At 36.6% G+C, this 26,458-nt stretch carries 17 protein-coding genes; 13 read left to right on the forward strand and 4 right to left on the reverse strand.

The window, feature by feature from the left end; translation table 11 throughout:
• Window positions 1-9 precede the first annotated feature (9 nt).
• From vex3 to AB8E63_RS05365, 11 genes are all read left to right on the forward strand, one after another.
• Window positions 10-1,389 (forward strand): ABC transporter permease subunit Vex3, encoded by a 1,380-nt coding sequence (vex3, locus tag AB8E63_RS05315; RefSeq protein WP_368910302.1) that lies wholly within the window; start codon window positions 10-12, stop codon window positions 1,387-1,389.
• A gap of 70 nt (window positions 1,390-1,459) precedes the next feature.
• Window positions 1,460-2,116, forward strand: coding sequence for a response regulator transcription factor VncR (gene vncR, locus AB8E63_RS05320; protein ID WP_368910303.1), 657 nt, complete (start codon window positions 1,460-1,462; stop codon window positions 2,114-2,116).
• On the forward strand, window positions 2,113-3,432 hold the full coding sequence (gene vncS, locus AB8E63_RS05325; RefSeq protein ID WP_368910304.1) for a sensor histidine kinase VncS: 1,320 nt from the start codon (window positions 2,113-2,115) through the stop codon (window positions 3,430-3,432). The genes vncR and vncS overlap by 4 nt, the downstream gene beginning before the upstream one ends.
• A 147-nt stretch (window positions 3,433-3,579) precedes the next feature.
• Window positions 3,580-4,461 (forward strand): class II fructose-bisphosphate aldolase, encoded by an 882-nt coding sequence (locus AB8E63_RS05330; RefSeq protein ID WP_016466093.1) that lies wholly within the window; start codon window positions 3,580-3,582, stop codon window positions 4,459-4,461.
• A 275-nt stretch (window positions 4,462-4,736) separates the two neighbouring features.
• On the forward strand, window positions 4,737-6,959 hold the full coding sequence (locus AB8E63_RS05335; RefSeq protein ID WP_368910305.1) for an N-acetylmuramoyl-L-alanine amidase family protein: 2,223 nt from the start codon (window positions 4,737-4,739) through the stop codon (window positions 6,957-6,959).
• A 194-nt stretch (window positions 6,960-7,153) separates the two neighbouring features.
• Window positions 7,154-8,086, forward strand: a complete 933-nt coding sequence (locus tag AB8E63_RS05340) for an alpha/beta fold hydrolase (protein ID WP_368910306.1) — start codon at window positions 7,154-7,156, stop codon at window positions 8,084-8,086.
• A gap of 365 nt (window positions 8,087-8,451) precedes the next feature.
• Window positions 8,452-9,444 (forward strand): ATP-binding cassette domain-containing protein, encoded by a 993-nt coding sequence (locus tag AB8E63_RS05345; protein WP_368910307.1) that lies wholly within the window; start codon window positions 8,452-8,454, stop codon window positions 9,442-9,444.
• Between the two features lies 1 nt (window position 9,445).
• Window positions 9,446-10,264, forward strand: coding sequence for an ABC-2 family transporter protein (locus tag AB8E63_RS05350; RefSeq protein ID WP_223333240.1), 819 nt, complete (start codon window positions 9,446-9,448; stop codon window positions 10,262-10,264).
• Between the two features lies 1 nt (window position 10,265).
• Window positions 10,266-11,051 carry an ABC transporter permease gene (locus AB8E63_RS05355; protein WP_223333237.1) on the forward strand — a complete coding sequence of 262 codons (786 nt, stop codon included), beginning with the start codon at window positions 10,266-10,268 and terminating at the stop codon, window positions 11,049-11,051.
• Between the two features lie 429 nt (window positions 11,052-11,480).
• Window positions 11,481-17,912, forward strand: a complete 6,432-nt coding sequence (locus tag AB8E63_RS05360; protein ID WP_223333235.1) for a S8 family serine peptidase — start codon at window positions 11,481-11,483, stop codon at window positions 17,910-17,912.
• 440 nt (window positions 17,913-18,352) lie between these two features.
• Window positions 18,353-18,667 (forward strand): hypothetical protein, encoded by a 315-nt coding sequence (locus AB8E63_RS05365; RefSeq protein ID WP_223333230.1) that lies wholly within the window; start codon window positions 18,353-18,355, stop codon window positions 18,665-18,667.
• A 36-nt stretch (window positions 18,668-18,703) separates the two neighbouring features.
• Here the strand turns inward: AB8E63_RS05365 and AB8E63_RS05370 are convergent, their stop codons facing one another.
• Both AB8E63_RS05370 and AB8E63_RS05375 read right to left on the reverse strand, forming a co-directional pair.
• Window positions 18,704-20,401, reverse strand: a complete 1,698-nt coding sequence (locus tag AB8E63_RS05370) for an N-acetylmuramoyl-L-alanine amidase (protein ID WP_368910308.1) — start codon at window positions 20,399-20,401, stop codon at window positions 18,704-18,706.
• Window positions 20,402-20,509: 108 nt separating this feature from the next.
• The gene (locus AB8E63_RS05375; RefSeq protein ID WP_025170335.1) at window positions 20,510-20,869 is read right to left on the reverse strand and encodes a DUF3397 domain-containing protein; all 360 of its coding nucleotides are present in this window, start codon (window positions 20,867-20,869) and stop codon (window positions 20,510-20,512) included.
• 245 nt (window positions 20,870-21,114) lie between these two features.
• On the opposite strand from AB8E63_RS05375, the gene AB8E63_RS05380 reads away from it, so the two are divergent.
• Together AB8E63_RS05380 and AB8E63_RS05385 are read left to right on the forward strand one after the other, a co-directional pair.
• The gene (locus tag AB8E63_RS05380) at window positions 21,115-22,365 is read left to right on the forward strand and encodes a dicarboxylate/amino acid:cation symporter (protein WP_006151450.1); all 1,251 of its coding nucleotides are present in this window, start codon (window positions 21,115-21,117) and stop codon (window positions 22,363-22,365) included.
• A 13-nt stretch (window positions 22,366-22,378) separates the two neighbouring features.
• The gene (locus tag AB8E63_RS05385) at window positions 22,379-23,320 is read left to right on the forward strand and encodes a RimK family alpha-L-glutamate ligase (protein ID WP_368910309.1); all 942 of its coding nucleotides are present in this window, start codon (window positions 22,379-22,381) and stop codon (window positions 23,318-23,320) included.
• Between the two features lie 172 nt (window positions 23,321-23,492).
• Here the strand turns inward: AB8E63_RS05385 and AB8E63_RS05390 are convergent, their stop codons facing one another.
• Both AB8E63_RS05390 and AB8E63_RS05395 read right to left on the reverse strand, forming a co-directional pair.
• Window positions 23,493-24,356, reverse strand: a complete 864-nt coding sequence (locus AB8E63_RS05390; RefSeq protein ID WP_368910310.1) for a YihY/virulence factor BrkB family protein — start codon at window positions 24,354-24,356, stop codon at window positions 23,493-23,495.
• Between the two features lie 39 nt (window positions 24,357-24,395).
• The gene (locus AB8E63_RS05395) at window positions 24,396-26,450 is read right to left on the reverse strand and encodes a cation:proton antiporter (protein ID WP_368910311.1); all 2,055 of its coding nucleotides are present in this window, start codon (window positions 26,448-26,450) and stop codon (window positions 24,396-24,398) included.
• Window positions 26,451-26,458 lie beyond the last annotated feature (8 nt).

The raw sequence follows: 26,458 nt of genomic DNA on the forward strand, positions 1-26,458 counted from the left end.
AGGAATCTTATGTTACACAACGCATTTGCCTATGTCACAAGAAAATTTTTCAAGTCGATTGTGATCTTTCTCATCATTCTCTTGATGGCTAGTTTGAGTTTGGTCGGCTTATCAATCAAAGGAGCAACAGCCAAGGCTTCTCAAGAAACCTTTAAAAATATCACCAATAGTTTCTCCATGCAAATCAACCGTAGGGTCAATCAAGGTACTCCACGTGGTGCGGGGAATATCAAGGGTGAAGATATTAAAAAAATTACTGAGAATAAGGCCATTGAATCCTACATCAAACGGATCAATGCTATCGGTGATTTAACAGGCTATGAACTGATTGAAACGCCTGAAACCAAGAAAAATCTAACGCCAGATCGAGCTCAACGTTTTGGAAGTAGCTTGATGATAACAGGAGTCAATGACTCTTCTAAGGAAGACAAGTTTGTATCAGGCTCTTACAAACTGGTCGAAGGTGAGCATTTAACAAACGATGACAAATACCAAATTCTCATGCATAAAGACTTGGCTGCTAAACATGGCTGGAAAGTTGGCGACAAGGTCAAACTGAACTCCAATATCTACGATGCAGATAATGAAAAAGGAGCCAAGGAAACAGTAGAAGTAACGATTAAAGGACTTTTTGATGGACATAACAAATCTGCTGTGACCTACTCACAAGAACTTTATGAGAATACAGCTATCACAGATATTCACACAGCTGCCCAGCTCTATGGTTATACTGAAGATACAGCTATTTATGGAGATGCTACCTTCTTTGTAGCTGGGGATAAGAACCTAGATAGTGTCATGCAAGAATTAGGCTCTATCAACGGTATCAACTGGAAGATGTATAGCTTGATTAAGAGTTCATCTAACTATCCTGCCCTCGAACAATCTATCTCAGGCATGTACAAGATGGCTAATCTTCTCTTCTGGGGTAGCTTGAGCTTCTCTGTTCTTCTACTGGCTCTCTTACTGACACTATGGATTAACGCCCGTCGTAAAGAGGTTGGAATTCTCCTTTCAATTGGTCTTAAACAAGCAAGTATTTTAGGTCAATTTATCACAGAAGCAGTTATGATTGCAATTCCAGCTCTCATTTCAGCCTACTTCCTAGCTAATTATACAGCTCGTGCTATTGGAAATACAGTACTAGCCAATGTTACATCAGATGTGGCTAAACAGGCAAGTAAGGCAGCCCAAGCCTCCAATCTTGGTGGTGGTGCAGAAGTGGACGGCTTTAGCAAGACTCTTTCAAGTCTGGATATTTCTATTCAACCTTCAGACTTTGCCATCATCTTTGTACTTGGTTTGGTTTTAGTAGTACTAGTTATGGCACTCGCTTCAAGTAATCTCCTCTTTAAACAACCAAAAGAACTTTTGATAGATAGTGAATAAAAAACCTGCTACCTATTCTCATTCAAATGAGATATAATATAGGTAGCATTTTTGATAGAAAAGGATTTATATGAAAATTCTAATTGTAGAAGATGAAGACATGATCCGCGAGGGAATTAGTGATTATTTGACGGATTGTGGCTATGAAACCATTCAGGCTGCAGATGGTCAAGAAGCTTTAGAGCAGTTTTCGAACCATCAAGTTGCTCTGGTTCTCTTAGATATTCAAATGCCTAAACTTAATGGTTTAGAGGTTTTGTCAGAAATCCGAAAAAGTAGTCAAGTTCCGGTCCTCATGTTGACAGCCTTTCAGGACGAAGAATATAAGATGAGTGCCTTTGCTGCATTAGCAGATGGTTATTTGGAAAAGCCTTTTTCTCTATCTTTGTTAAAAGTACGAGTGGATGCCATCTTTAAACGTTATTATGATACTGGTCGTATTTTTACCTATAGAGACACAGAGGTAGACTTTGACAGCTATAGCGCCAAAGTGGCTGGTCAAGAAGTTGCAGTGAATGCAAAAGAGCTGGAAATTTTAGACTATCTGGTCAAAAATGAAGGACGTGCCTTGACTCGGTCGCAGATTATCGATGCTGTTTGGAAGACGACAGATGAAGTCCCATTTGACCGTGTTATCGATGTTTATATCAAGGAATTACGGAAAAAATTGGATCTAGATTGTATTCTTACCGTGCGTAATGTTGGTTATAAATTGGAGAGAAAATGAAACGTTCAGGTTTATTTAAGAAGATATTTATCTATACCTTCTCGGTATTTTCTACCTTGGTCATTTGTTTGCATTTGGCCATCTATTTCCTCTTTCCATCAACCTATCTCAGTCACCGTCAGGAGAGTATAGGGCTCAAGGCAACAGAAATTGCTCAAACCCTCCAAGGAAAAGACAGTCAAACTATCCAGGAAGTCCTTGATCTTTATTCTCAAAGCAGTGATATTAAGGGATCTATCAAGGGTGAGATGACACAGGATAAGTTGGAGATCAATGAGAATCTTCCTCTGGATAGACAACGTCAGACAGCTTCTTTGGTTATTGAGGAAAGAGAAGTTCAAACTAAGGATGGTCAGACGATGACCTTACAGTTTTTAGCATCTATGGATTTGCAGAAAGAAGCAGAAGATATGAGTCTGCAATTTCTACCTTATACTCTGTTAGCTTCTTTCATTATTTCACTTCTCATCGCCTTTATCTATGCGAGAACCATTGTAGCTCCGATTTTGGAAATCAAACGAGTAACTCGGCGGATGATGGACTTGGATGCAGAAGTTCGCTTGCGCGTGGATTCTAAAGACGAGATTGGGGATCTCAAGGAGCAAATCAATAGCCTCTATCAGCATCTCTTGACTGTGATTGCAGATTTGCATGAGAAGAATGAAGCAATTCTCCAGCTAGAAAAAATGAAGGTTGAGTTTTTGCGAGGAGCTTCCCATGAGCTCAAGACACCTCTTGCTAGTCTAAAGATTCTTCTGGAAAATATGCAAGCCAATATCGGACGTTATAAAGATAGAGACCATTACCTTGGAGTTTCTCTAGGAATTGTGGATGATTTAAGTCACCATGTCCAGCAAATTCTATCCCTTTCTTCGGTACAGGAATTGCGAGACAAAAAGGAAAAAATCAACCTTCTTGAAATGACAGATTTTCTCTTAAAGGATTATGATTTATTAGCCAAAGAGAGGGAAATTTCAGTTGTGAATCAACTGACTGACCAACAAACTTATCTAAATCCTTCGGTACTAAAGCTGATTCTTTCCAATCTTATCAGTAATGCTGTGAAACACTCTGTTCAAGGTGGTTATCTAAAAATTGGGACAGAAGATGGCTGGGTTTTCATTGAGAACGCCTGTACTCCTGAGGAGCAAGATAAGTTTGAACAATCCTTTACGGTTTCTAGTCGACAAAGTAAGGGAGCTGGTTTGGGACTATTCGTAGTTAAAAGTTTATTGGAAAACGAAGAAATTGACTATCGATTTGAACGCTATGAAGACCACTTAGCCTTTTATATGAACCTACCCAAAGACCTGTAAGATTAGGACTTTGAGGAGAGTTCCATATTTTTAGATAGAAGAAATTCAATCTAAACTACAGGAAAAACTAGATTTTTTTGTCAAAAAGTGATAAAATGAACAATGTAAATGGGATATCCCATAAAAATATACAGGAGGCCTGATAAAATGGCAATCGTTTCAGCAGAAAAATTTGTCCAAGCAGCTCGTGACAACGGTTATGCAGTTGGTGGATTTAACACAAACAACCTTGAGTGGACTCAAGCTATCTTGCGCGCAGCAGAAGCTAAAAAAGCTCCAGTTTTGATCCAAACTTCAATGGGTGCTGCTAAATACATGGGTGGTTACAAAGTTGCTCGCAACTTGATCGCTAACCTTGTAGAATCAATGGGTATCACTGTACCAGTAGCTATCCACCTTGACCACGGTCACTACGAAGATGCACTTGAGTGTATCGAAGTTGGTTACACTTCAATCATGTTTGACGGTTCACACCTTCCAGTTGAAGAAAACCTTAAATTGGCTAAAGACGTAGTTGAAAAAGCACACGCTAAAGGTATCTCAGTAGAAGCTGAAGTTGGTACTATCGGTGGTGAAGAAGACGGAATCATCGGTAAAGGTGAATTGGCTCCAATCGAAGACGCTAAAGCAATGGTTGCAACTGGTATTGACTTCTTGGCAGCTGGTATTGGTAACATCCACGGTCCTTACCCTGCAAACTGGGAAGGTCTTGACCTTGACCACTTGCAAAAATTGACAGAAGCTCTTCCAGGCTTCCCAATCGTATTGCACGGTGGATCAGGTATTCCTGATGACCAAATCCAAGCAGCTATCAAACTTGGTGTTGCTAAAGTTAACGTTAACACTGAATGCCAAATCGCATTCGCTAACGCAACTCGTAAATTTGCTCGTGACTACGAAGCAAACGAAGCAGAATACGACAAGAAGAAACTCTTCGACCCACGTAAATTCTTGGCTGACGGTGTAAAAGCTATCCAAGCATCAGTTGAAGAACGTATCGACGTATTCGGTTCAGAAGGTAAAGCTTAATCTAGCTGAACAATACAAAATGAAACCTGCCTGTGAAGGTGGGTTTTTTGTGTTTCTAATATATTTCGTAATTTTAGTAAAGAGGATTAATTTTATTTTTAAACATAAAATGATTATTATAAATCATATAGACTTTATATTATGCTTTTGTTATAATTTATTTAATTTACAACTAAATATTGATAATTTATACAAATGATTTTAACCGGTATTTTGGAAAAAGTAATTTTATTTTTATAGTGTTTAGTTAATACTAGAGAGGTTCTTTATTAAATATGAAAGACAACATAGTGAGTTTTTTTCAATATTTTTCCTGGAAAAGAAAAATAAAAGGCGTACACAATCATAGCGAAGAAAAGGTAAGGCAGATTTTTAGAACAATTGCAAGGAATGCATTTGATTATTATGGAGAAGCTGTTCCTTATGGTCGTGCAAAATGGTTTATTGATTCAGAAAAAGATTTTTACTATGAATTTTGTAATACTGAATTTGAATTTTTTGGTTATTCTCCAGTTAGAAGTTTAAAAGAAGAAGAGTTTAAAGAGTATGGTTTACTTCTGACACAGTATGGTATTTTTGAAAAAGTTCAAATAAAAGATCAAGAAGAATGTAATGTACAGTTTTTCCCTTTTTCAAATTTATGGAAAGTATCAGTTGACGAAAATGATAATTTAGTATTTTACTATCCATATGGCATTATCAAACCATTGAATTCTCCAAAAAATCTAATTTATACTTTGAGAGAATTCAATGAATTAATTGCTTCTGGATATACTAATGATTTACAAGTAGAAAATTTAAATTCACAGTTGTTAAAAATTGGTAAAAAAAATATTAATTCAACTAATTTTGTAAAAGGCACTCAGATAGGTGTTGTTTCTTGGTTTTTTTTAAAAACTCGTACAGTATTTAAAGATATTCAATTAAATCGTATTGTTAACAATGATAAGGGAGGACATGGCTTTGCGGCTGAGTATGCCAATAACACAATTGATAAACTAAGATATCCCTTTAAAAAAGTGAAACTGGTAGGACAAGGAAATGAATTAAATGGAGCTGATAGAAGAGTTGGGAATCAAAAAATTCAAACCAAGTATTATCAAGATGCAAGGCAGAGTGTAAATGCGGCATTCGATTCTAGTAATAATGGAATGTACAAATATAAAGATATGCAACTGGAGGTCCCTAAGGATCAATATGATAGAGCGCTAGAAATATTTGGAGAAAAAATTAGACAAGGCAAAGTTGAAGGAGTAACAAACCCAGCTGAGGCAAAAAATATCATCAGAAAAGGTCATATTACCTTTAATGAAGCAAATTTGATAGGTAAAGCAGGTAATTTGACCTCGATTAAAATTGATGCAATTGATGGAGCAGTTAATTCTCTACCGGGGGTAAGTATAAGTTTTGTAATTGTTTTTGCTCAAGCTAAATGGTCAGGTGTTGAAACTAAGAAAGCTGCATTAATGGCAGGTGAAGCCGGATTACAAACTTTAGCTATGGGAACTCTTATCTATGTTGGGTCACAGCAGCTTGCAAAAAGATTTACAAATCAAATTAGTCATTATTTTGGAAAAAAAGTTACGGCTGATGTGGTTGCAAGACGAGCTGCACCCGTGATATCGTTTGCACTTATTATCACACCAGACCTCTTTGCTGCACTAGTAGGAAGAATTTCCTCACAACAACTCTTAAAAAATGTAGCGGTTGCTGGTGGTGGGATGCTTGCAGGAGCTGGTGCAGGTGCAGCTGGTGGCGTAATTGCTGGACCAATAGGTGCATTTGCAGGTGCGATTATTGGGGGTATTGCAGGAAGTTTTGGTGCTAAATTAATTGTGGATCAATTCATAGAAGATGATCGTGTGGAAATGTTTGCTCAATTAAAAGAAGAATTTATTAATCTCGTAATGGTAATTTCTTTGTCTCAGGAAGAATTTAATAAAATTCAAGAAGGGGTTTTTAATGAACGTTTAGAAGATTTATTAAAAGATATGTTCCAGAGAAAAGAGGGAAGTAGAAATTACGCAAAAGAGTTTGTTGAGAGTCAAGTTCAATCTGTTATCAAAGACAGAAAAAAAGTTGAATTGAGAGAAATTATAGATGCAATTCAGGTATTAAATGGTAGTGAGAACTCATCCGATTCAGGTTGGAATCAATATGATGGAGCTTGGTATTATCTGAATAATAGTAGTTCTTTAGCAACGGGTTGGATTCAAGATAATGACAATTGGTATTATCTAAACGATGATGGAACTATGGCAACCGGATGGCTTAAAGACAAAGATGTCTGGTATTATTTAAAAGATAATGGGGCAATGGCAACAGGATGGATTCAAGACGATGGAGCTTGGTATTACTTAAATGACAATGGTTCGATGGCAACCGGTTGGTATCAAGTTGGAGAAAAATGGTACTATTCATATTCATCAGGAGAGCTCGCAGTTAATACTACTATAGATGAGTATAGAGTTAATGAAAAAGGTGAGTGTATGGATTAGTTTTAAGTGAATGTTAAAGTTGAAGAACGTATCGACGTATTCGGTTCAGAAGGTAAAGCTTAATCTAGCTTAACCATACAAAACAGAAACCTGCCCCTGAGGGTGGTTTTTTTGTTTCTGGATATAGACAGATTATACAGGAAAATTCTTAAACTTAAGTTGCTAAAAGAGTCTAATTTTTGTACAATAATGCTATGAAAATACTGAAAAAATCAGCCCTTGTCTTTCTTAGTTTCCTTATCTTGTTTTTAGTAGGGACATTTATCTTTCACTGTATTAGTTTAGAAAAGGAACAAGCCTCTCTAACTCCTATGGGTAAAACTGTTCTCGTTAATGGGCACAAAATCAATGTTTACGTTGAGGGGGATGGTCCAGAGACAATAGTAGTTCTATCAGGTGCTGGAATTGCTTCACCTATATTAGACTTTAAGAATCTAACAGATTCCCTATCAAAAAAATATAAGGTAGTCATCGTGGAGCGGGCTGGCTATGGTTATAGCGAGGATAGTAATCAATCCAGAGATGTGATAGAAGTTTTGTCTGAGACACGTCAAGCTCTATCACAAGCAAATGTAACAGGTCCTTTTATCATTCTGTCTCATTCAATGGCTAGTCTTGAGAGCCTTGCTTGGCAGGAAAAGTATCCTGATGAAGTGAAAGCCTTGGTTGGTCTGGATTGGGCATTACCAGCAAGTTATGAGGATTTAAAGGATAATCAGGCCTTGCTTACTGTGGCTTATTGGAGCAGTAAGATTGGTTTATTACGCTATTTCCCTGAGTCCTTTTATATAAAAAATCCAACTCTGACTGAAACTGAACGACAACAATATAAATTACTAGCATATAAGGAGTTAATGTCACAAGCCATGCTTCATGAATCCCGTTTGGTAAAGGAAAATGCCAAGAAAGTTCCCTCTAGCATCAATCCGAAAATTCCCACCTTATTACTGGTTTCTAACGGTGAAGGCACGACCTTTAGCCAATCAGAATGGCAGCATTATGCAGAGAAATTTTCTAGTGACCAGTCTAATGTTCAAGTCATCTATATGGATGTGCCTCACGAACTTTATCATTATCAAAGTCATGAAATAGTTTCTCAGATTGAAGATTTTTTAAAGAGTCATTGATGGTTTAGAGATCATTTAAATTTTAGACTGATGACAATAATTAAATGCTGAAGGATTAACAGTAGTATCGTTAATTTTTTCAATTAAAAAATTCTTTTTCTTAACAAAAAACCTGCCAGTAGGGGCAGGTTTTTTGGTGTTTTAAGGAACTATTAAACCAGAATTTCTGATTCAAAAGTATTATTTTAAGAGAGAAATCTCTAATTTCATAATTTATAAGCAAACGCTTGCATTCCTTTTTTTATTGGATTATAATAGGTTGGTATAAATCCTTCTGTAATAATATTGAGAAGGTGTAGAAAGTAAGGATTTAGAATATTTGTATTCAAAAATACAATGTTGTTTCTTACTAAAGGGAGATAGATATGGCAATGATAGAAGTGCAACATCTTCAGAAAAATTTTGTGAAGACTGTGAAGGAACCTGGTTTGAAGGGAGCTTTGCGCTCCTTTATTCATCCTGAAAAGCAGACCTTTGAAGCGGTCAAGGATTTAACCTTTGAAGTTCCAAAAGGGCAGATTTTAGGATTTATCGGGGCAAATGGTGCTGGGAAGTCGACAACCATCAAAATGCTGACAGGGATTTTAAAGCCGACATCTGGCTATTGTCGGATTAACGGCAAGATTCCCCAGGATAATCGCCAAGATTATGTCAAGGATATTGGAGTCGTTTTCGGACAACGTACCCAGCTATGGTGGGATTTGGCACTGCAAGAGACCTACACGGTCTTGAAGGAGATTTACGATGTGCCAGACTCGCTTTTCCATAAGCGCATGGACTTTTTGAATGAAGTTTTGGATTTGAAGGAATTTATCAAGGATCCTGTGCGGACTCTTTCACTAGGTCAACGGATGAGGGCGGATATTGCGGCTTCCTTGCTTCACAATCCCAAGGTTCTCTTTTTAGATGAGCCGACTATTGGTTTGGATGTGTCGGTCAAGGATAATATTCGACGCGCTATCACTCAGATCAATCAGGAGGAAGAGACAACTATTCTCTTGACTACTCATGATTTGAGTGATATTGAGCAACTCTGTGATCGGATTTTTATGATTGATAAGGGGCAAGAGATTTTTGATGGGACGGTTAGCCAGCTCAAGGAAACCTTTGGCAAGATGAAGACTCTCTCCTTTGAGTTGACGCCAGGTCAAAGTCATCTAGTCTCCCATTATGAAGGCTTGTCTGATATGTCCATTGATAGACAAGGAAACAACCTGACTATTGAATTCAATAGTTCCCGCTACCAGTCAGCTGATATTATCAAGCAAATCCTATCTGATTTTGAAGTCCGTGATTTGAAGATGGTAGATACGGATATTGAAGATATTATCCGTCGCTTCTATCGAAAGGAGCTCTAGGATGGTCAAATTGTGGAGACGTTATAAACCCTTTATCAATGCGGGGATTCAGGAATTGATTACCTATCGAGTCAACTTTATTCTCTATCGGATTGGTGATGTCATGGGGGTTTTTGTGGCCTTTTATCTCTGGAAGGCTGTCTTTGATTCTTCGCAAGAGTCCTTGATTCAGGGCTTCAGTATGGCAGATATCACTTTCTACATCATCATGAGTTTTGTGACCAATCTGTTGACCAGGTCGGATAGCTCCTTTATGATTGGGGAGGAGGTCAAGGATGGTTCCATTATCATGCGTTTGTTGCGACCAGTGCATTTTGCGGCCTCTTACCTCTTTACCGAACTTGGCTCCAAGTGGTTGATTTTTATCTCTGTTGGACTGCCATTTTTAAGTGTCATTGTTTTGATGAAAATCTTATCTGGGCAAGGTATTGTAGAAGTGCTGGGATTAACTGTCCTTTATCTCTTTAGCTTAACTCTGGCTTATCTGATTAACTTTTTCTTTAATATCTGCTTTGGATTTTCAGCTTTTGTGTTTAAAAATCTATGGGGTTCCAACCTACTCAAGACTTCAATAGTGGCCTTTATGTCTGGAAGTTTAATTCCCTTGGCTTTCTTTCCGAAAATCGTTTCAGATATTCTGTCCTTATTGCCTTTCTCATCCTTAATTTACACTCCGGTCATGATTATTGTTGGGAAATACGATGCCAGTCAGATTCTTCAAGCACTTTTGCTTCAGTTTTTCTGGCTTATAGTGATGGTGGGCTTGTCTCAGTTGATTTGGAAACGAGTCCAGTCATTTATCACCATTCAGGGAGGTTAGGATGAAAAAATATCAACGCATGCATCTCATTTTTATCAGACAATACATCAAACAAATCATGGAATACAAGGTAGATTTTGTGGTTGGTGTGCTGGGAGTTTTTCTGACTCAAGGCCTGAACCTCTTGTTTCTCAATGTGCTCTTTCAACACATCCCCTCGCTAGAAGGCTGGACTTTTCAAGAAATCGCCTTTATCTATGGATTTTCCTTGATTCCCAAGGGACTGGACCATCTCTTTTTTGACAATCTCTGGGCTTTAGGTCAACGACTAGTTCGAAAAGGGGAGTTTGACAAGTATCTGACTCGTCCTATCAATCCTCTCTTTCACATCCTCGTTGAGACCTTTCAGATTGATGCCTTGGGTGAACTTTTGGTCGGTGGAATTTTACTAGCGACAACGGCGACTAGCATTGCTTGGACTCTTCCAAAATTCCTGATTTTTCTAGTTTGTATTCCTTTTGCGACCTTGATCTATACTTCCTTAAAAATCGCGACAGCCAGCATCGCTTTTTGGACCAAGCAGTCAGGTGCCATGATTTACATTTTCTATATGTTTAATGATTTTGCCAAGTACCCGATTTCTATTTACAATTCGCTCCTTCGTTGGTTAATTAGCTTTATTGTACCTTTCGCCTTTACAGCCTACTATCCTGCCAGCTATTTCTTGCAGGACAAGGATGGACTCTTTAATATTGGTGGTTTGATTCTGATTTCCCTTGTCTTCTTTGTCATTTCTTTGAAACTATGGGACAAGGGCTTAGATGCCTACGAAAGTGCGGGATCGTAAGAGATAATATAGGATGAGATTTAAAAATTAAGTATGTTACAAACAACCGTTGAAAATTATTGCGGTTGTTTTTGCATGTTTATGAAGACATAAATTCTATCCATACCACTTTTTGCGATTTTGGTAGTTATTCCAGTTGATTGATAATATTTTTGATGGTAGGAATGAGTCTATATTGTACCCAGTTAACTATAATATTTATCGATTAGATCATTTGTTAACATGGATTAAAAAAAAAATTAACCCGAGTTAATTTCTCTTGACTTAAATTTTTTTAATTGATATACTATTTTTCAGAGAGCTAACAATTATATATAAATGTACTACTCTATTTCCTAGATAATACTTAGTAAAACTTTTTATAACAAAGGCTAGCAAAGTTAAAGTTTTCTATCTATTGGAAGTTAAATAAATATGTAAGGAATTAAAATGAAAAAAAGTACAGTATTGTCACTAACTGCAGCTGCAGTTATTTTAGCAGCATATGTCCCTAATGAGGTAGTCTTAGCAGATACATCTAACTCTGAAGATGCTTTAAATATCTCTGATAAAGAAAAAGTAGTAGTAGAGAAGGAAACAGAAAATAAAGAAAAACATGAAAATATTCCTAATGCTATAGAAACTTCAAAGGATACTGAAGAGAAGAAAACAACAATTATTGAGGAAAAAGAAGTTGTTAGTAAAAATCCTGAGATAGATAATAAAACTAGCAATGAAGAAGCAACAATCAAAGAAGATTCCAATCAATCTCAAGGAGATAAAGCGGACTCGTCTGCAAGTAAAGACCCAGAAAGTCCCAAAAAAGAGGATAAACTTGTCTATATTGCTGAATTTAAAGATAAAGCATCTGGAGAAAAAGCAATCAAGGAATTATCCAATCTTAAGGATACAAAAGTTTTATATACTTATGATAGGATTTTTAACGGTAGTGCTATTGAAACAACCCCAGATAATCTGGACAAAATTAAACTAATAGAAGGTATCTCATCGGTTGAACGATCACAAAAAGTCCAGCCAATGATGAATCATGCTAGAAAGGAAATTGGAGTTGAAGAGGCAATTGATTACCTAAAGTCTATCAATGCTCCATTTGGTAAAAATTTTGATGGTAGAGGTATGGTCATTTCAAATATCGATACCGGGACAGATTATAGGCATAAGGCCATGAGAATTGATGATGATGCTAAAGGCTCAATGAGATTCAAAAAAGAAGACTTAAAAGGTACTGATAAAAATTTCTGGTTGAGTGATAAAATCCCTCATGCTTTCAATTATTATAATGGTGGTAAAATCACTGTAGAAAAAGCTGATGATGGAAGCGATTATTTTGATCCACATGGGATGCATATTGCAGGGATTCTTGCGGGAAATGATACTGAAAAAGATATTAAAAACTTTAACGGAATAGATGGAATTGCTCCTAATGCACAGATCTTCTCTTATAAAATGTACTCTGACGCAGGATCTGGGTTCGCAGGGGATGAAACAATGTTTCATGCTATTGAAGATTCAATCAAACACAATGTCGATGTTGTTTCAGTATCATCTGGCTTTACAGGAACGGGCCTTGTAGGTGAGAAATATTGGCAAGCTATTAGGGCGTTAAGAAAAGCAGGCATTCCAATGGTTGTAGCTACGGGTAACTATGCAACTTCTGCTTCAAGTTCTTCATGGGATTTGGTGGCAAATAATAATCTGAAAATGACCGACACTGGAAATGTAACACGAACTGCAGCACATGAAGATGCGATAGCGGTCGCTTCTGCTAAAAATCAGACAGTTGAGTTTGATAAAGTCAACATAGGTGGAGAAAATTTTAAATACAGAAATATAGGGGCCTTTTTCGATAAGAATAAAATCACAACAAATGAAGACGGTTCAAAAGCTCCTAGTAAATTGAAATTTGTATATATAGGTAAAGGTCAAGACCAAGATTTGATAGGATTGGATCTTAAGGGCAAAATTGCAGTAATGGATCGAATTTATACCAAGGATTTAAAAGATGCTTTTAAAAGAGCAACGGATAAGGGCGCACGCGCCATTATGGTTGTAAATACTGTCAATTACTACAATAGAGATAATTGGACAGAGCTTCCAGCCATGGGATATGAAGCGGATGAAGGGACTAAAAGTCAAGTATTTTCAATTTCAGGAGATGATGGTGTAAAGCTATGGAACATGATTAATCCTGATAAAAAAACTGAGGTTAAACGAAATAGTAAGGAAGATTTCAAAGATAAATTGGATCAATACTATCCAATTGATATGGCCGGCTATAATTCTAATAAACCGAATGTAGGTGACGAAAAAGAAATTGACTTTAAGTTTGCACCTGACACAGACAAAGAATTGTATAAAGAAGATGTTATAGTTCCAGCAGGATCCACATCTTGGGGACCGAGAACAGATTTGCTTTTAAAACCTGATGTCTCAGCACCAGGTAAAAATATTAAATCCACTCTCAATGTCATTAATGGGAAATCAACTTATGGTTATATGTCAGGGACTAGTATGGCAACTCCAATCGTGGCAGCTTCTACTGTTTTGATTAGACCAAAGTTAAAGGAAATGCTTGAAAGACCTGTATTGAAAAATCTTAAGGGAGATGACAAAATAGACCTTACAAGTCTTACAAAAATAGCCCTACAAAATACTGCACGGCCTATGATGGATGCGACTTCTTGGAAAGAAAAAAGTCAATACTTTGCATCACCTAGACAACAGGGAGCAGGTCTAATTAATGTTGCCAATGCTTTGAGAAATGAGGTTGTAGCGACTTTCAAAAACACGGATTCTAAAGGTTTGGTAAACTCTTATGGTTCTATTTCTCTTAAAGAAATAAAAGGAGATAAAAAATACTTTACAATTAAGCTTCACAATACATCAAACAGACCTTTGACCTTTAAAGTTTCAGCATCTGCTATAACTACAGATGCTCTAACTGACAGACTAAAACTCGATGAAACATATAAAGACGAAAAATCTCCAGATGGGAAGCAAATTGTTCCAGAAATCCATCCAGAAAAAATCAAAGGAGCAAATATTACATTTGAGCATGACACTATTACCATAGGAGCAAATTCTAGCTTTGATTTAAATGCGGTTATAAATGTTGGAGAGGCTAAAAACAAAAATAAATTTGTAGAATCATTTATTCATTTTGAGTCAGTGGAAGAAATAGAAGCTCTAAACTCCAACGGGAAGAAAACAAATTTCCAACCTTCTTTATCGATGCCTCTAATGGGATTTGCTGGGAATTGGAACCACGAACCAATCCTTGATAAATGGGCTTGGGAAGAAGGATCAAAATCAAAAACAATGGAAGGTTATGATGATGATGGTAAACCAAAAATTCCAGGAACCTTAAATAAGGGAATTGGTGGAGAACATGGTATAGATAAATTTAATCCAGCAGGAGTTATACAAAATAGAAAAGATAAAAATACAACATCCCTAGATCAAAATCCAGAATTATTTGCTTTCAATAACGAAGGGATCAACGCACCATCATCAAGTGGTTCTAATATTGCTAAAATTTATCCTTTAGATTCAAATGGAAATCCTCAAGATGCTCAACTTGAGAGAGGATTAACACCTTCTCCACTTGTATTAAGAAGTGCAGAAGAAGGATTGATTTCAATAGTAAATACAAATAAAGAGGGAGAAAATCAAATCGACTTAAAAGTCATTTCGAGAGAACACTTTATTAAAGGAATTTTAAACTCTAAGAGAAATGATGCAAAGGGAATCAAATCTTCTAAGCTAAAAGTTTGGGGTGACTTGAAGTGGGATGGACTCATTTATAACCCTAGAGGTAGAGAAGAAAATGCACCTGAAAGTAAGGATAACCAAGATCCTGCTACTAGGATAAGAGGTCAATTTGAACCGATTGCGGAAGGTCAATATTTCTATAAATTTAAATATAGATTAACTAAAGATTATCCATGGCAGGTTTCCTATATTCCTGTAAAAATTGATAACACAGCTCCTAAGATTGTTTCAATTGATTTTTCAAATCCTGAAAAAATTAAGCTGATTACAAAGGATACTTATCACAAGGTAAAAGATCAGTATAAGAATGAAACGCTATTTGCGAGAGATCAAAAAGAACATCCTGAAAAATTTGACGAGATTGCAAACGAAGTTTGGTATGCTGGCGCCGCTCTGGTTAATGAAGACGGAGAGGTTGAGAAAAATCTTGAAGTAACTTATGCAGGTGAGGGTCAAGGAAGAAACAGAAAACTTGACAAAGATGGAAATACCATTTATGAAATTAATGGTGCGGGAGATTTAAGAGGAAAAATCATTGAAGTCATTGCACTAGATGGCTCTAGCAATTTCACAAAGATTCATAGAATTAAATTTGCTGATCATGCTGATGAAAAGGGGATGATTTCCTATTATCTAGTAGATCCTGATCAGGATTCATCTAAATACCAAAAGCTTGGCGAGATTGCCGAATCTAAATTTAAAAATTTAGAAAATAGAAAAGAGGATAGTCTTAAAAAAGATACAACTGAGGAAGAAAATCATCAAGACAATGAAGAGTCTATCGAAGAAAAATCTAGCTTGACTATTCATAAAACGATTTCAACAATTAGAGAGTTTGAAAGTAAAGACTTAAAGAAACTCATTAAAAAGAAATTTAGAGAAGTTGATGACTTTACAAGTGAAACTGGTAAGAGAACAGAGGAATACGATTATAAATACGATGATAAGGGAAATATCATTGCTTATGACGATGGTAGTGCCTTAGAATATGAAACTGAAAAACTTGACGAAATAAAATCAAAAATTTATGGTGTTCTAAGCCCGTCTAAAGATGGACACTTTGAAATTCTTGGAAAGATCAGTAATGTTTCTAAAAATGCCAAGGTATATTATGGAAATAATTATAAATCTATAGAAATCAAAACGACCAAGTATGATTCCCACTCAAAAACGATGACATTTGATTTATACGCTAATATTAATGATATTGTGGATGGATTAGCTTTTGCAGGAGATATGAGATTCTTTGTTAAAGATGATGATCAGATAAAAGCTGAAACTAAAATTAGAATGCCTGAAAAAAATAAGGAAACTAAAACAGAATATCCCTATGCATCAAGTTATGGGAATGTAATAGAATTAGGAGAAGGAGATCTTTCAAAAAACAAACCAAACAATTTAACTGAAATGGAATCTGGTAAAATCTATTCTGATTCAGAAAAACAACAATATCTGTTAAAGGATAACATCATTCTAAGAAAAGGCTATGCACTAAAAGTGACTACCTATAATCCTGGAAAAACGGATATGTTAGAAGGAAATGGAGTCTATAGCCAGGAAGATATAGCAAAAATACAAAAGGCCAATCCTAATCTAAGAGTCCTTTCAGAAAAAATAATTTATGCTGATAGTAGAAATGTTGAAGATGGAAGAAGTACTCAATCCGTATTAATGTCGGCTTTGGACGGCTTTAACATTGTAAAATATCAAGTGTTTACCTTTAAAATGAACGATAAAGGGGAGGCAATCGATAAAGATGGAAATCTTGTAACAGATTCTTCTAAACTTGTATTATTTGGTAAGGATGGTAAAGAGTACACTGGGGAGGATAAATCCAATGTAGAAGCTATAAAAGAAGATGGTTCTACGTTATTTATTGATGCAAAACCAGTAAATCTTTCAATGGACAAGAACTACTTTAATCCATCTAAATCTAATAAAATTTATGTACGAAATCCAGAATTTTATTTAAGAGGTAAGATTTCTGATAAGGGTGGTTTTAACTGGGAGTTGCGAGTGAATGAATCGGTTGTAGATAATTATTTAATCTACGGAGATTTACACATTGATAACACTAGAGATTTTAACATTAAGCTTAATGTTAAAGACGGTGACATCATGGACTGGGGAATGAAAGACTATAAAGCAAACGGATTTCCAGATAAGGTAACAGATATGGATGGAAATGTTTATCTTAAAACTGGCTATAGCGATTTGAATGCGAAAGCGGTTGGAGTACACTATCAATTTTTATATGATAATGTTAAACCAGAAGTAAACATTGATCCTAAGGGAAATACTAGTATTGAATATGCTGACGGAAAATCTGTTGTCTTTAACATCAATGATAAAAGAAATAATGGATTCGATGGTGAGATTCAAGACAAACATATTTATGTAAATGGAAAAGAATATAAATCATTTGATGATATTAAACAACTAACAGATAAGACACTAAACATTAAGATTGTTGTAAAAGATTTCGCAAGAAATACGACCGTAAAAGAATTCATTTTAAACAAGGATACGGGAGAGGTAAGCGAATTAAAACCTCATACGGTGACTGTGACCATTCAAAATGGAAAAGAAATGAGTTCTAAGATAGTGTCGGAAGAAGATTTCATTTTACCTGTCTATGAGGGTGAATTAGAAAAAGGATATCAATTTGATGGCTGGGAAATTTCTGGTTTCGAAGGTAAAAAAGATGCTGGTTATGTTATTAATGTGTCAAAAGATACCCTTATAAAACCTGTATTCAAGAAAATAGAGGAGAAAAAGGAGGAGGAAAATAAACCTACTTTTGATGTATCGAAAAAGAAAGAAAAAACACAACCTGATTCAACTAATGATGTCAACAGTATTGTTTCTGGTAAAAATGATAAAAACTTTGAAAATAAGAAGGAAGTTTATCTTAATGAACAAGAGAGCATAGCTAATAAACATACCGATATCGATAGTAAATCAACTACTAACAATTCTGATAGGTTGCCAAAAACTGGAACAGTTAGAGCAGTTCTTACACCATTCATTGCTGGAATATTGTTTATAGTAGGATCACTCCTTGGATTGAAGAAAAAAGATCAAGATTAGGACAAAAGCTATAGATAAAAAATTGGTTTATGTACTGAGATTAGCTAGTGTGATAATGAAACAGTTTTGTGAAAATAGTCATTTTTAACTCAATTAGTTAGTTTGCTTTGATATTGATACCCTTTTTGGATTTATGAATGGACTTAGTTTAGGTAAGTAATGAATTGATTGAAAGGGTTAGTCTTGACAATATTGGTCATATTGATTAGAAAATAGAGTCTATCAAAATTTAAAGGTTAATAGAGGTGATGAGACAATTTCAAGGAATTAAGTAGCGTTTGGTTACTTAATTCCTTTTTCTTTTATAAAATTCTGACCACATAGTCTATCAGGACTACCAGATAGGCAAAACCTATTGTTTGCTTTTTTTATTTCTGTTATAGTAGTAATTGTCAAGGGGGGATTAAACTTCCTAACAAAATAGAAAATGAGGTTATATCATGAAAAAAGTAGTAGGTATCGGATTTTTAGTCGTTGCAGCAGCAGTTTTGTATTTTGGTTTAGTTGGATGGCCAAGTTTGGATGTTAACATCTGGGCACTCTTTCCAGTAGGTCTATTTCTATTCTTTACTCTTGAGAATCTAGTGAAAAAAGATTATAAAGCTAGTCTCATGTGCTTGATTATTGCTTTTATTATTGCAAATGCTATTCTTGATATTTTGCCACTTTCAAGTGGGTTGGTAATCGGTGCTGGTGTTCTGGCTTGTGTGGGGATTGGATTTCTCTTTCCTGACGCTAATAAGAAAGAAGCATAATACAAAAAAGCCTCGAGATTCCTCGAGGCTTTTTCTTTATTTGCCTGCGTAATATTTTTGAATACCTTTGACAATACCTGCCACCAATCTATTTTGGTAAGCATCACTACGAATTTGTTGGTTTTCGTTGAAATTGTCCATATAACCAAGCTCTAGGAGAACTGCTGGTTTATCTGTTTCTCGAAGAACAGCAAAGCTACTTTGGAGGAGGCCAGCATCCTTAGCACCTGTTTCAGCTAGGAGTGAAGAGTGGATATCAGCAGCAAGGCGATTACTTTCACTGATGCGATCAGGATGGTTATGCCAGTAAGGATTAATCTTAGCGCGATAGCCCGGAGCGTCTTCGTAAGAATAGGTCTGAATTCCAGAACGATTAGAAGCAGGGTTGCCACTAGCATTAAAGTGGATACTAATGAAAATATCTGAGTTTGTACTATTCACCATTTTTGAACGTTCAGTGATAAAGTCGACATAGACATCACTATCTCTCGAAGAAAGAACGGTATAACCAAGCCCCTCGAGTTCCTTGCGAAGTTTCTTGTAAACTTGCATAGTGAGGTCTTTTTCATTCGTGTTATAGTAAACAGCACCAGGATCTCTACCACCGTGTCCTGGATCTAAGAAAACAGTCTTCGTGTATTTTCCTTTTTCAAATCCACGACTTACAGGAATTTCGCCAATCCATTTCCCATTACTTTGGAATTGCTGTGTTTTTCCGTTGATTTTACGAGTTCCTGTTACATAGACACCATTTTCATCCACATAGTAACGGGCATTGTAATAGCTGTCATCAATCCATTCACTCTTAGCCATGTAACCACCGGACTTGAGGTAGTAGGAGCCAATCCATTCACGCGCAGCATAGACACCACCTGATTTTAAATAGAACCAACTATTGTAGTTATTATCGAAAATCCATTCTCTTTCAGCCATGGCACCGCTAGCCTTTAGGTAGTAGCTACCTTGCCATTGGTTACTTGCCATAGCGGCATCCTTATTAAAGTAGTACCAAGTACCACCAATTTTATCCCACTTATTTTTACTTAATTTGCCAGAAGTTTGGGCATAGTACCATTTACCATCTTGTTTGACCCAAGCGCTCTCAGCCATAGCCCCACTATTGGTAAAGATATAACCATCAAAAATGGTGTTGCTAAGCATGATACCGTCTTTGTCAAAGTAGTACCATACACCACCAACTTTTTCCCATTTTTGCTGAGAGATTTTACCAGATGGCTTTGCATAATACCAATTATCTTTGATTTTACCCCAGCCGCTATCAACCATAGCACCGCTAGAAGTTAGAATGTATCCATCGAAAATAGTATTATCAAGCATGGTTCCATTTTTATCGAAATAGTACCATTTGCCGTGAATTTTTTTCCAATTGAGAGCAGGTTTGTTTGCTTCATAGAAGCGCCAGATATTCTCTTCAAATACCCAACCATTTTTCTTGACTTCTGGAGCTTTTGTCTCTTCCTTTTTGTCTGAACTTGTACTTGGAGTTGTAGTTGTAGTTGTAGTAGATGTTGTAGGCAGGCTTGAACTTGCCTCTGTTGAAGGAAGAGTTTCCTTGGTTGAAGGTGTGCTCTTTTTTTCTTTTTCTGTAGTTGTAGTTTCTTGTGTCGTTTCTGCTGTAGTAGTTTGTAGGTGTTTTTCTTCAGCAAAAGCTGGATTTGTTGTAAATCCTAGAAATGAAAGCGTGATGGCACTTGCCAAGAGCGTTTTTTTCACTTATTTGATCTCCTATTTTTTTAATAATCTCTTTTAAAATGTCATTAGAAAAGCACCTCATGTGGAAGAACTAGTCGCCAACTATTGAGGTGCTGGCATAATTTATTTTTATTTCATCATGAAGATTTGAACAATCATAACGATGTAGATGAGCAATGTGAGTAGAAATCCAGCTCTCCAAAAGAATTTAAGGAATTTTGGATAATAAAAGCTACGTTTTTTGCTCAGGAAGAAAAAAGTTAAAATGATTGCCAACAAAGATAGGGCTGCCCCCAAAATGGGAAGTTGATTATGGGTAAAAACCTTTGCACTGATTAAATAGTACTCAAAAATCAGAAAAGGAAAAGCCAAATCTGCAAAGTTAATCCCCTTTTTCTTTAACTTAAAAAATCTACTAAAGATAATAGCCAAAGCCAAGGTTAGTACTAAAAGCAAGACGGAAGCGAGTTTCATTAAAATCATAACAATATTGTATCATAAAATTTGAATAAAAGAAAAGCATATTCCTTGATTTAACAGTGTTTTTCTAAAAATTTTTGTTTAGAAACTGATTTTTTATACTATATCAAACATCAATGTGATTTACTTTGTAAAGTTTAAGTAGTTTGAACCTTCATTATAAATCTTTTTTATGGTGACAATAAAAAATATATATTAGTCAGGAGAGAAGAATAGTAGTAGAATGAGTAGCAAATAAAACAAAGGAGTTTCTTATGAAATTAGTTACTTTATGGTCAAAACTCTCACTAGGCATTCAATTATTGGTGTCTTTGGTCTTGGGTGTTATCGCTGCCCTTATCTGGCCACAATTTGCAGGCTTTTATCAATTTTTAGGTCAAGCCTTTATCAAATTGATCAATATGGTTATCATTCCGCTAATCTTCCCAACCATCGTTGTTGCAGTAGCTGGAGTTATCGGAAAAAAATCTTTCGGAAAAATCTTGACCAAGAGTTTGGTTTACTTTTTTGCCGTAACAACTGCCATTACTCTTTTGTTTGTATTTGCTAGTTACTATTTAGGATTTGGTCAAGGAGTGAATATCGGTCAAACTGGTGGAAACCTTGATGGGATTGCTAACAATGTCAAGTTCAGCGAATTTTTGCTTGGTTTCATTCCATCAAATATCGTTAAATCTCTTTCAGATGGCGCTCTATTGCCAATTATCGTTTTTGCCATCTTTCTTGGTTACGGAATTGGGAATCTTAAGTCTGATAAATCTCAGAAGATTATCGAAGGTTTCCAAATCTGGATTGAAGCCATTTACAAGATTGTTGCAGTAATTATCAAACTATCACCGATTGGTATTTTTGGATTTATCGCCAAAGACGTTGCAACTACTGGTGTTGACAAGTTGATTGGTCTTGGTCAGTTTGTCATTGGAACTTATCTGGCTTATGCTGTTTTGGTTCTCCTTATTTTTCCTTTGATTGCTTTCTTCTTTAAAGTGCCGTATTTATCAGCCTTTCGTGAAAATTGGAGTCTCTTGACTCTGGCTTTTGTTACTGGAAGTTCTAGTGTGGTCTTGCCATCACTACTTAAAGATTTGAAAAAACAGGGGCATGACGAGCATACAATTGATTTAGTTGTTCCTTTAGGATATACTTTTAACTTAGAAGGAGCAGCAGTTTATTTCTCAGTAGCGACAATTTTTATCGCCCATGCCTATGGTATTCAATTTTCTTTATCAAGTCTCTTGTTTACTGTTTTATTGTTGACTTTGATTGGAAAAACTGCAGCAACTGTGCCATCAGGAGCTATCGTAGTTCTATTAGCTGCAGCACCTCAATTGGGCTTGCCAGTTGAAGGAGTGGCCTTGATTTTTGCAGTTGATTTCTTTGTCAATGCAGGCCGTACCATGATCAATGTTTTGGGTCAAATCTTAACAGTTAGCGTTATCGAAAAAACAGAAGGATATATTTTAGAGGAAGAAAAGGAAAGCCAATTATCAGTCAGCTTTTCTTAAGGAGATATGAATAATGAGTGAAGCAAAAGTTTATGTGATTCATGAGAATCTAGAATGGACTCAACATTTAGTGAAATGGTTGGAAGAATTAGAAGTCCCTTATGAACTATGGGATTTGTCTAGTGGGATTTTAGATTTGCAAAGCCCACCGCCGCAAGGTATCTTTTACAATCGTATGTCTGCCTCTTCTCACACAAGAGGACATCGATATGCGCCAGAATTTACAGAGCAAGTGATTACTTGGTTAGAAGCACACGGACGCAAAGTTGTGAATGGTACCGGTGCTATTAACCTTGAAATTAGTAAAATCAAACAATATTTGAAGTTAAACGAATCTGGTATCGAGACTCCTGCAACAGTTGCGGTTTTAGGGCAAGAGAATATTATTGAAGCAGCAAGAAAATTAAACATTTATCCTTTGATTACCAAGCACAATCGTGCAGGTAAGGGATTAGGCGTTCAACTCTTCCAAAATGAAGAGGAACTGGCAGCTTACGTCAATAGTCCCCTCTTTGAACCATCAGTGGACGGGATTACCTTGTTACAAGCTTACATCAAGCCAAGTGATGGACGTATCCGCCGTTCAGAGTTCATCAATCAGAAGTTTCTCTATACTGTTTCGATTGATTCTTCAGATGGATTCCAACTGTGTCCAGCAGATGGTTGCCAAATCGGCAAGAGACCAGAGCAACTAGAAACGTCTGAAAAATTCCAGATTACAGAACCTCTACCAGATGACCGGAGAGAAGCTTATGAGAATTTCTTGAAAAATGCTCAGATTGAAGTTGCGGCGATTGAATGGGTTCAATCAGAGAGTGGAGACATTTATGTCTATGATGTAAATACCAACACCAACTACAATCCTACCGCAGAAAAGAATGCCAATATTTTTGCCCACCAACACTTGGCTCAGTATCTAAAAACAGAGTTGCAAGCCCTAACGAGTGGACAATAAAGTAGGAAATTCAAAAATCCCCCAGTATCAAATGACTGGGGGATTGATTTGTTTATACTCTTCGAAAATCTCTTCAAACTACGTCAGCTTCGCCTTGCCGTACTCAAGTATAGCCTGCGGCTCGCTTCCTAGTTTGCTCTTTGATTTTCATTGAGTATTAATCGATAAAAAATTATTGATTTGCTTTAAAGTCTGGATCCTTCAAACTTTGAACGCTAGCATTGAGGACAGCACCGATAATTAATATCTTGGCAATGATAATGAACCAAAACATCATCACAACAACGACGATAGAACTGAAAAATCTGACGTCAACGAGATAATTGACATAATTGTTGAAATAAGCTGCAAAGATGTTTAATAAAGCAATAGTGGTAACTAGTACAAAGAGACTTCCAGGTATGACGTATCGAATCCGACTTACTTTAACATTTGGTAGGAAATAATAGAGCATAATCACGGTAGCAAAAAGAAAGGCATAGATCAGAGGACCTGTAAAATCCTGTAGATAAGAAAATAGAGCACTCTCGGATTTCCAGTAGTTTTTAAGCAAGTCCAATAACATATGGCCGAACATACTGAGGAATAAGGCAAGGGCAAAGAGAATTTGAAGGCCAAAGCTAACCAAGAGACTCATCAGCTGGTGTGAGATAATTCCTCTATTTTTTGCAACTCCATAGGCTTTATTAAAGGCCTTCTGAAGAAAATCCATGGATTTGGAGAAAGTCCAAAGAGCTGATAAGATAGCAAAACTTAGTAAACCTGTTGATGGTTGAGTCAGAACTTCTCGGACAATTTTTGCAACAACTTCATAGATTGTATCTGGTAAAAATTCCTTGATTGTTAATAGAAAGTTTGAGATGGGAATTTGAAAGTAGGGTAAGATATTGACCACTATCATGAGTAAAGGGAAGATTGAAATCAACCAATAGTAGGCAACAGCAACGCTAGTTAACTCACTATCGGAGGCTTGATAGTAGTGCAAAAAAGCTTTTAATAAGGGTCTATCAGTCAGCTGTTTCCACAACTTTTTCATGTTACAATCCTCCAGTTTTTCTCTTGTTTTCTATAGATTTTAATTTCTTCGAACTAATTCCATCATATCATAAGGTAAGGTATTAGCAGATTCTTTTAAGGAATAAGTTTCTAAATTATTGACATTTTGGCGTAGCTTTTTGGCATATTGAGCTGAGATGAGTTTTTGAGCTTCGTATTCAAAGATACACTTACGTTCAAGGTAGTATCCTCTAAGCATTTCATCAATGTTATTGGGTTTGATACGATTGATAACCCGTTCCACAAAGGCACCACTCGTAATATGACTGGTTTCGCGAAGACGAGATTCCTGCATGAAGCTAATCAAGGAACTCTTATAAATCCCTTTGAGGTTTTCCAAACTCTCGATGATAATTTCTGTATTAGCTAGGTAGAGTTCTGCAATCTGGTCATAATCAATGGCAAGAAGTCGCTGTTTTTCCTTGTCTTTCCATGAACGGAATGTTTTCCCAAATGTGAGCAATTCATGAAGTAGAAAACGAAGAATGCGTATGGAGACAAGGAAGTAGTAGGTTAGTCGAGAAGCAAAGTTTCGCTTAATATTTTTCTCCATGCTTTTCAAGTAGCGTTGGTAGACACGATAAGCACGATCTCCAATCTTTCCTTCTTCATAGGCTTGTTCCAAACCATCGCTTTCAACACTGAGAATCAAGAGTTTAAGAGCTTCCCAGTCCTCCTGAATTTCTTTGTTTTCTTGACTAAGAATAAGGTTTTCAATACGTCCATGATAATTGTCAATAGCTGCATAGAGTGGAACCTTGTTTTTTGTGTTCTCTAAATCCTTCTCTAATTCCATGGCAACATCGTTTAAGATAGCGATGTGCATGAGCTGATCCTTAGATGGTTCTTTTTCTTCAGAAAGGTGTGGGAGTACTAGTAATCCCGTCAGGAAACTTACTAGGGTTACACCAGCTACGAGGAAGAGAAGAAGAGGGTGTTCTTGTTCCAGATTAGACGGTATCAAAAGGATAGTGGCAATGGATACAGTTCCCTTCACACCAGAAAAGGTAAGGAGGAGCATGTCTTTGACATATTTGTCTAAACTTTTATGAAGCTTCTTAATCCGAAATGCGTAAAATCCATAGATCATGACAAAGCGGATAGCAAAAAGCAGGAAGGTCAAGAGGAAAACGCTGAGTAAGAGAAGAACTTTGTTGTAAAATGCACTCTTAAGAATTGGTTCCGCGATCATTTCCAGTTCCATTCCAAGAATGACAAAGACTGAACCATTGAGCATAAAGGTTACAGTCTGCCAAACAGTCTCAGTAACTGTATCAACTTGCGCTTCAAGGAGATTTATTTTCTTGAAACGACTGGCTTTCAGAATCCCCGCGACAACAACGGCGATGATGCCTGAAACATGAATTTCTTCGGCTATGAAAAAAGTCAAGAGAGGTAAACTAAGTTCCAATAAGAGCTCACTTGCGATATCTGTTGCACGGACACTGAGTAGAAAGGTATGAAGAAAGCGATTGATTAGGGCCGTTATAAAGCCGACTGCAAATCCTCCAACGATGGAAATGGCTAATGAAGTTCCGGCTTGGGTAAGGGAGAATGTTCCTGTTGTCCAAGCGATGAGAGCCATACGAAAGGCTACTAGTCCAGAAGCATCATTCAGAAGACCTTCCCCTTTTAGGATATTAGAGACCCGCTTTGGGAAGGAAAAGCGTTGAGAAAGGGATGCGAAGGCTACTAGGTCTGTGGGCCCCAAAGCGGCACCAACTGCTACGCAGGCGGCTAATGGTAGGCTAGCCCAAAGGACATGAGCGAGTCCCCCCATGCTCAGAGCTGAGACAAAGATAACTGGAAAAATCAAGTAGAGGACAATCCGCCAGTGTTTTAGGATAGAAGTAATGTCTGCTTCTTGAGCTTCGCGAAAGAGTAGTGGGCCAATGACTAAAGCTAGAAACAACTCAGTATCTAAATGATATTGGTTGTTGGGTAAACAAAGTCCAATTCCAATCCCTAACAAAATTTGAATCAGAGGCATGGGTAAAAAGGGCAGAAGCTTATTGGTCGTACTAGAAACAATAAGAACTAGTAAAAATACCAAGAGATAAAAAAGTAAATTCATTTTCCACC

Origin of the sequence: Streptococcus sp. oral taxon 061 (assembly GCF_964211575.1) — a bacterium.
Taxonomy (GTDB): Bacteria; Bacillota; Bacilli; order Lactobacillales; family Streptococcaceae; genus Streptococcus.

Bases quoted from the DNA above. Each gene is read 5' to 3' on its own strand.
- vex3 (WP_368910302.1), top strand. From the start codon at position 10: ATGTTACACAACGCATTTGCCTATGTCACAAGAAAATTTTTCAAGTCG.
- vncR (WP_368910303.1), top strand. From the start codon at position 1,460: ATGAAAATTCTAATTGTAGAAGATGAAGACATGATCCGCGAGGGAATT.
- vncS (WP_368910304.1), top strand. From the start codon at position 2,113: ATGAAACGTTCAGGTTTATTTAAGAAGATATTTATCTATACCTTCTCG.
- AB8E63_RS05330 (WP_016466093.1), top strand. From the start codon at position 3,580: ATGGCAATCGTTTCAGCAGAAAAATTTGTCCAAGCAGCTCGTGACAAC.
- AB8E63_RS05335 (WP_368910305.1), top strand. From the start codon at position 4,737: ATGAAAGACAACATAGTGAGTTTTTTTCAATATTTTTCCTGGAAAAGA.
- AB8E63_RS05340 (WP_368910306.1), top strand. From the start codon at position 7,154: ATGAAAATACTGAAAAAATCAGCCCTTGTCTTTCTTAGTTTCCTTATC.
- AB8E63_RS05345 (WP_368910307.1), top strand. From the start codon at position 8,452: ATGGCAATGATAGAAGTGCAACATCTTCAGAAAAATTTTGTGAAGACT.
- AB8E63_RS05350 (WP_223333240.1), top strand. From the start codon at position 9,446: ATGGTCAAATTGTGGAGACGTTATAAACCCTTTATCAATGCGGGGATT.
- AB8E63_RS05355 (WP_223333237.1), top strand. From the start codon at position 10,266: ATGAAAAAATATCAACGCATGCATCTCATTTTTATCAGACAATACATC.
- AB8E63_RS05360 (WP_223333235.1), top strand. From the start codon at position 11,481: ATGAAAAAAAGTACAGTATTGTCACTAACTGCAGCTGCAGTTATTTTA.
- AB8E63_RS05365 (WP_223333230.1), top strand. From the start codon at position 18,353: ATGAAAAAAGTAGTAGGTATCGGATTTTTAGTCGTTGCAGCAGCAGTT.
- AB8E63_RS05380 (WP_006151450.1), top strand. From the start codon at position 21,115: ATGAAATTAGTTACTTTATGGTCAAAACTCTCACTAGGCATTCAATTA.
- AB8E63_RS05385 (WP_368910309.1), top strand. From the start codon at position 22,379: ATGAGTGAAGCAAAAGTTTATGTGATTCATGAGAATCTAGAATGGACT.
- AB8E63_RS05390 (WP_368910310.1), bottom strand. From the start codon at position 24,356: ATGAAAAAGTTGTGGAAACAGCTGACTGATAGACCCTTATTAAAAGCT.
- AB8E63_RS05395 (WP_368910311.1), bottom strand. From the start codon at position 26,450: ATGAATTTACTTTTTTATCTCTTGGTATTTTTACTAGTTCTTATTGTT.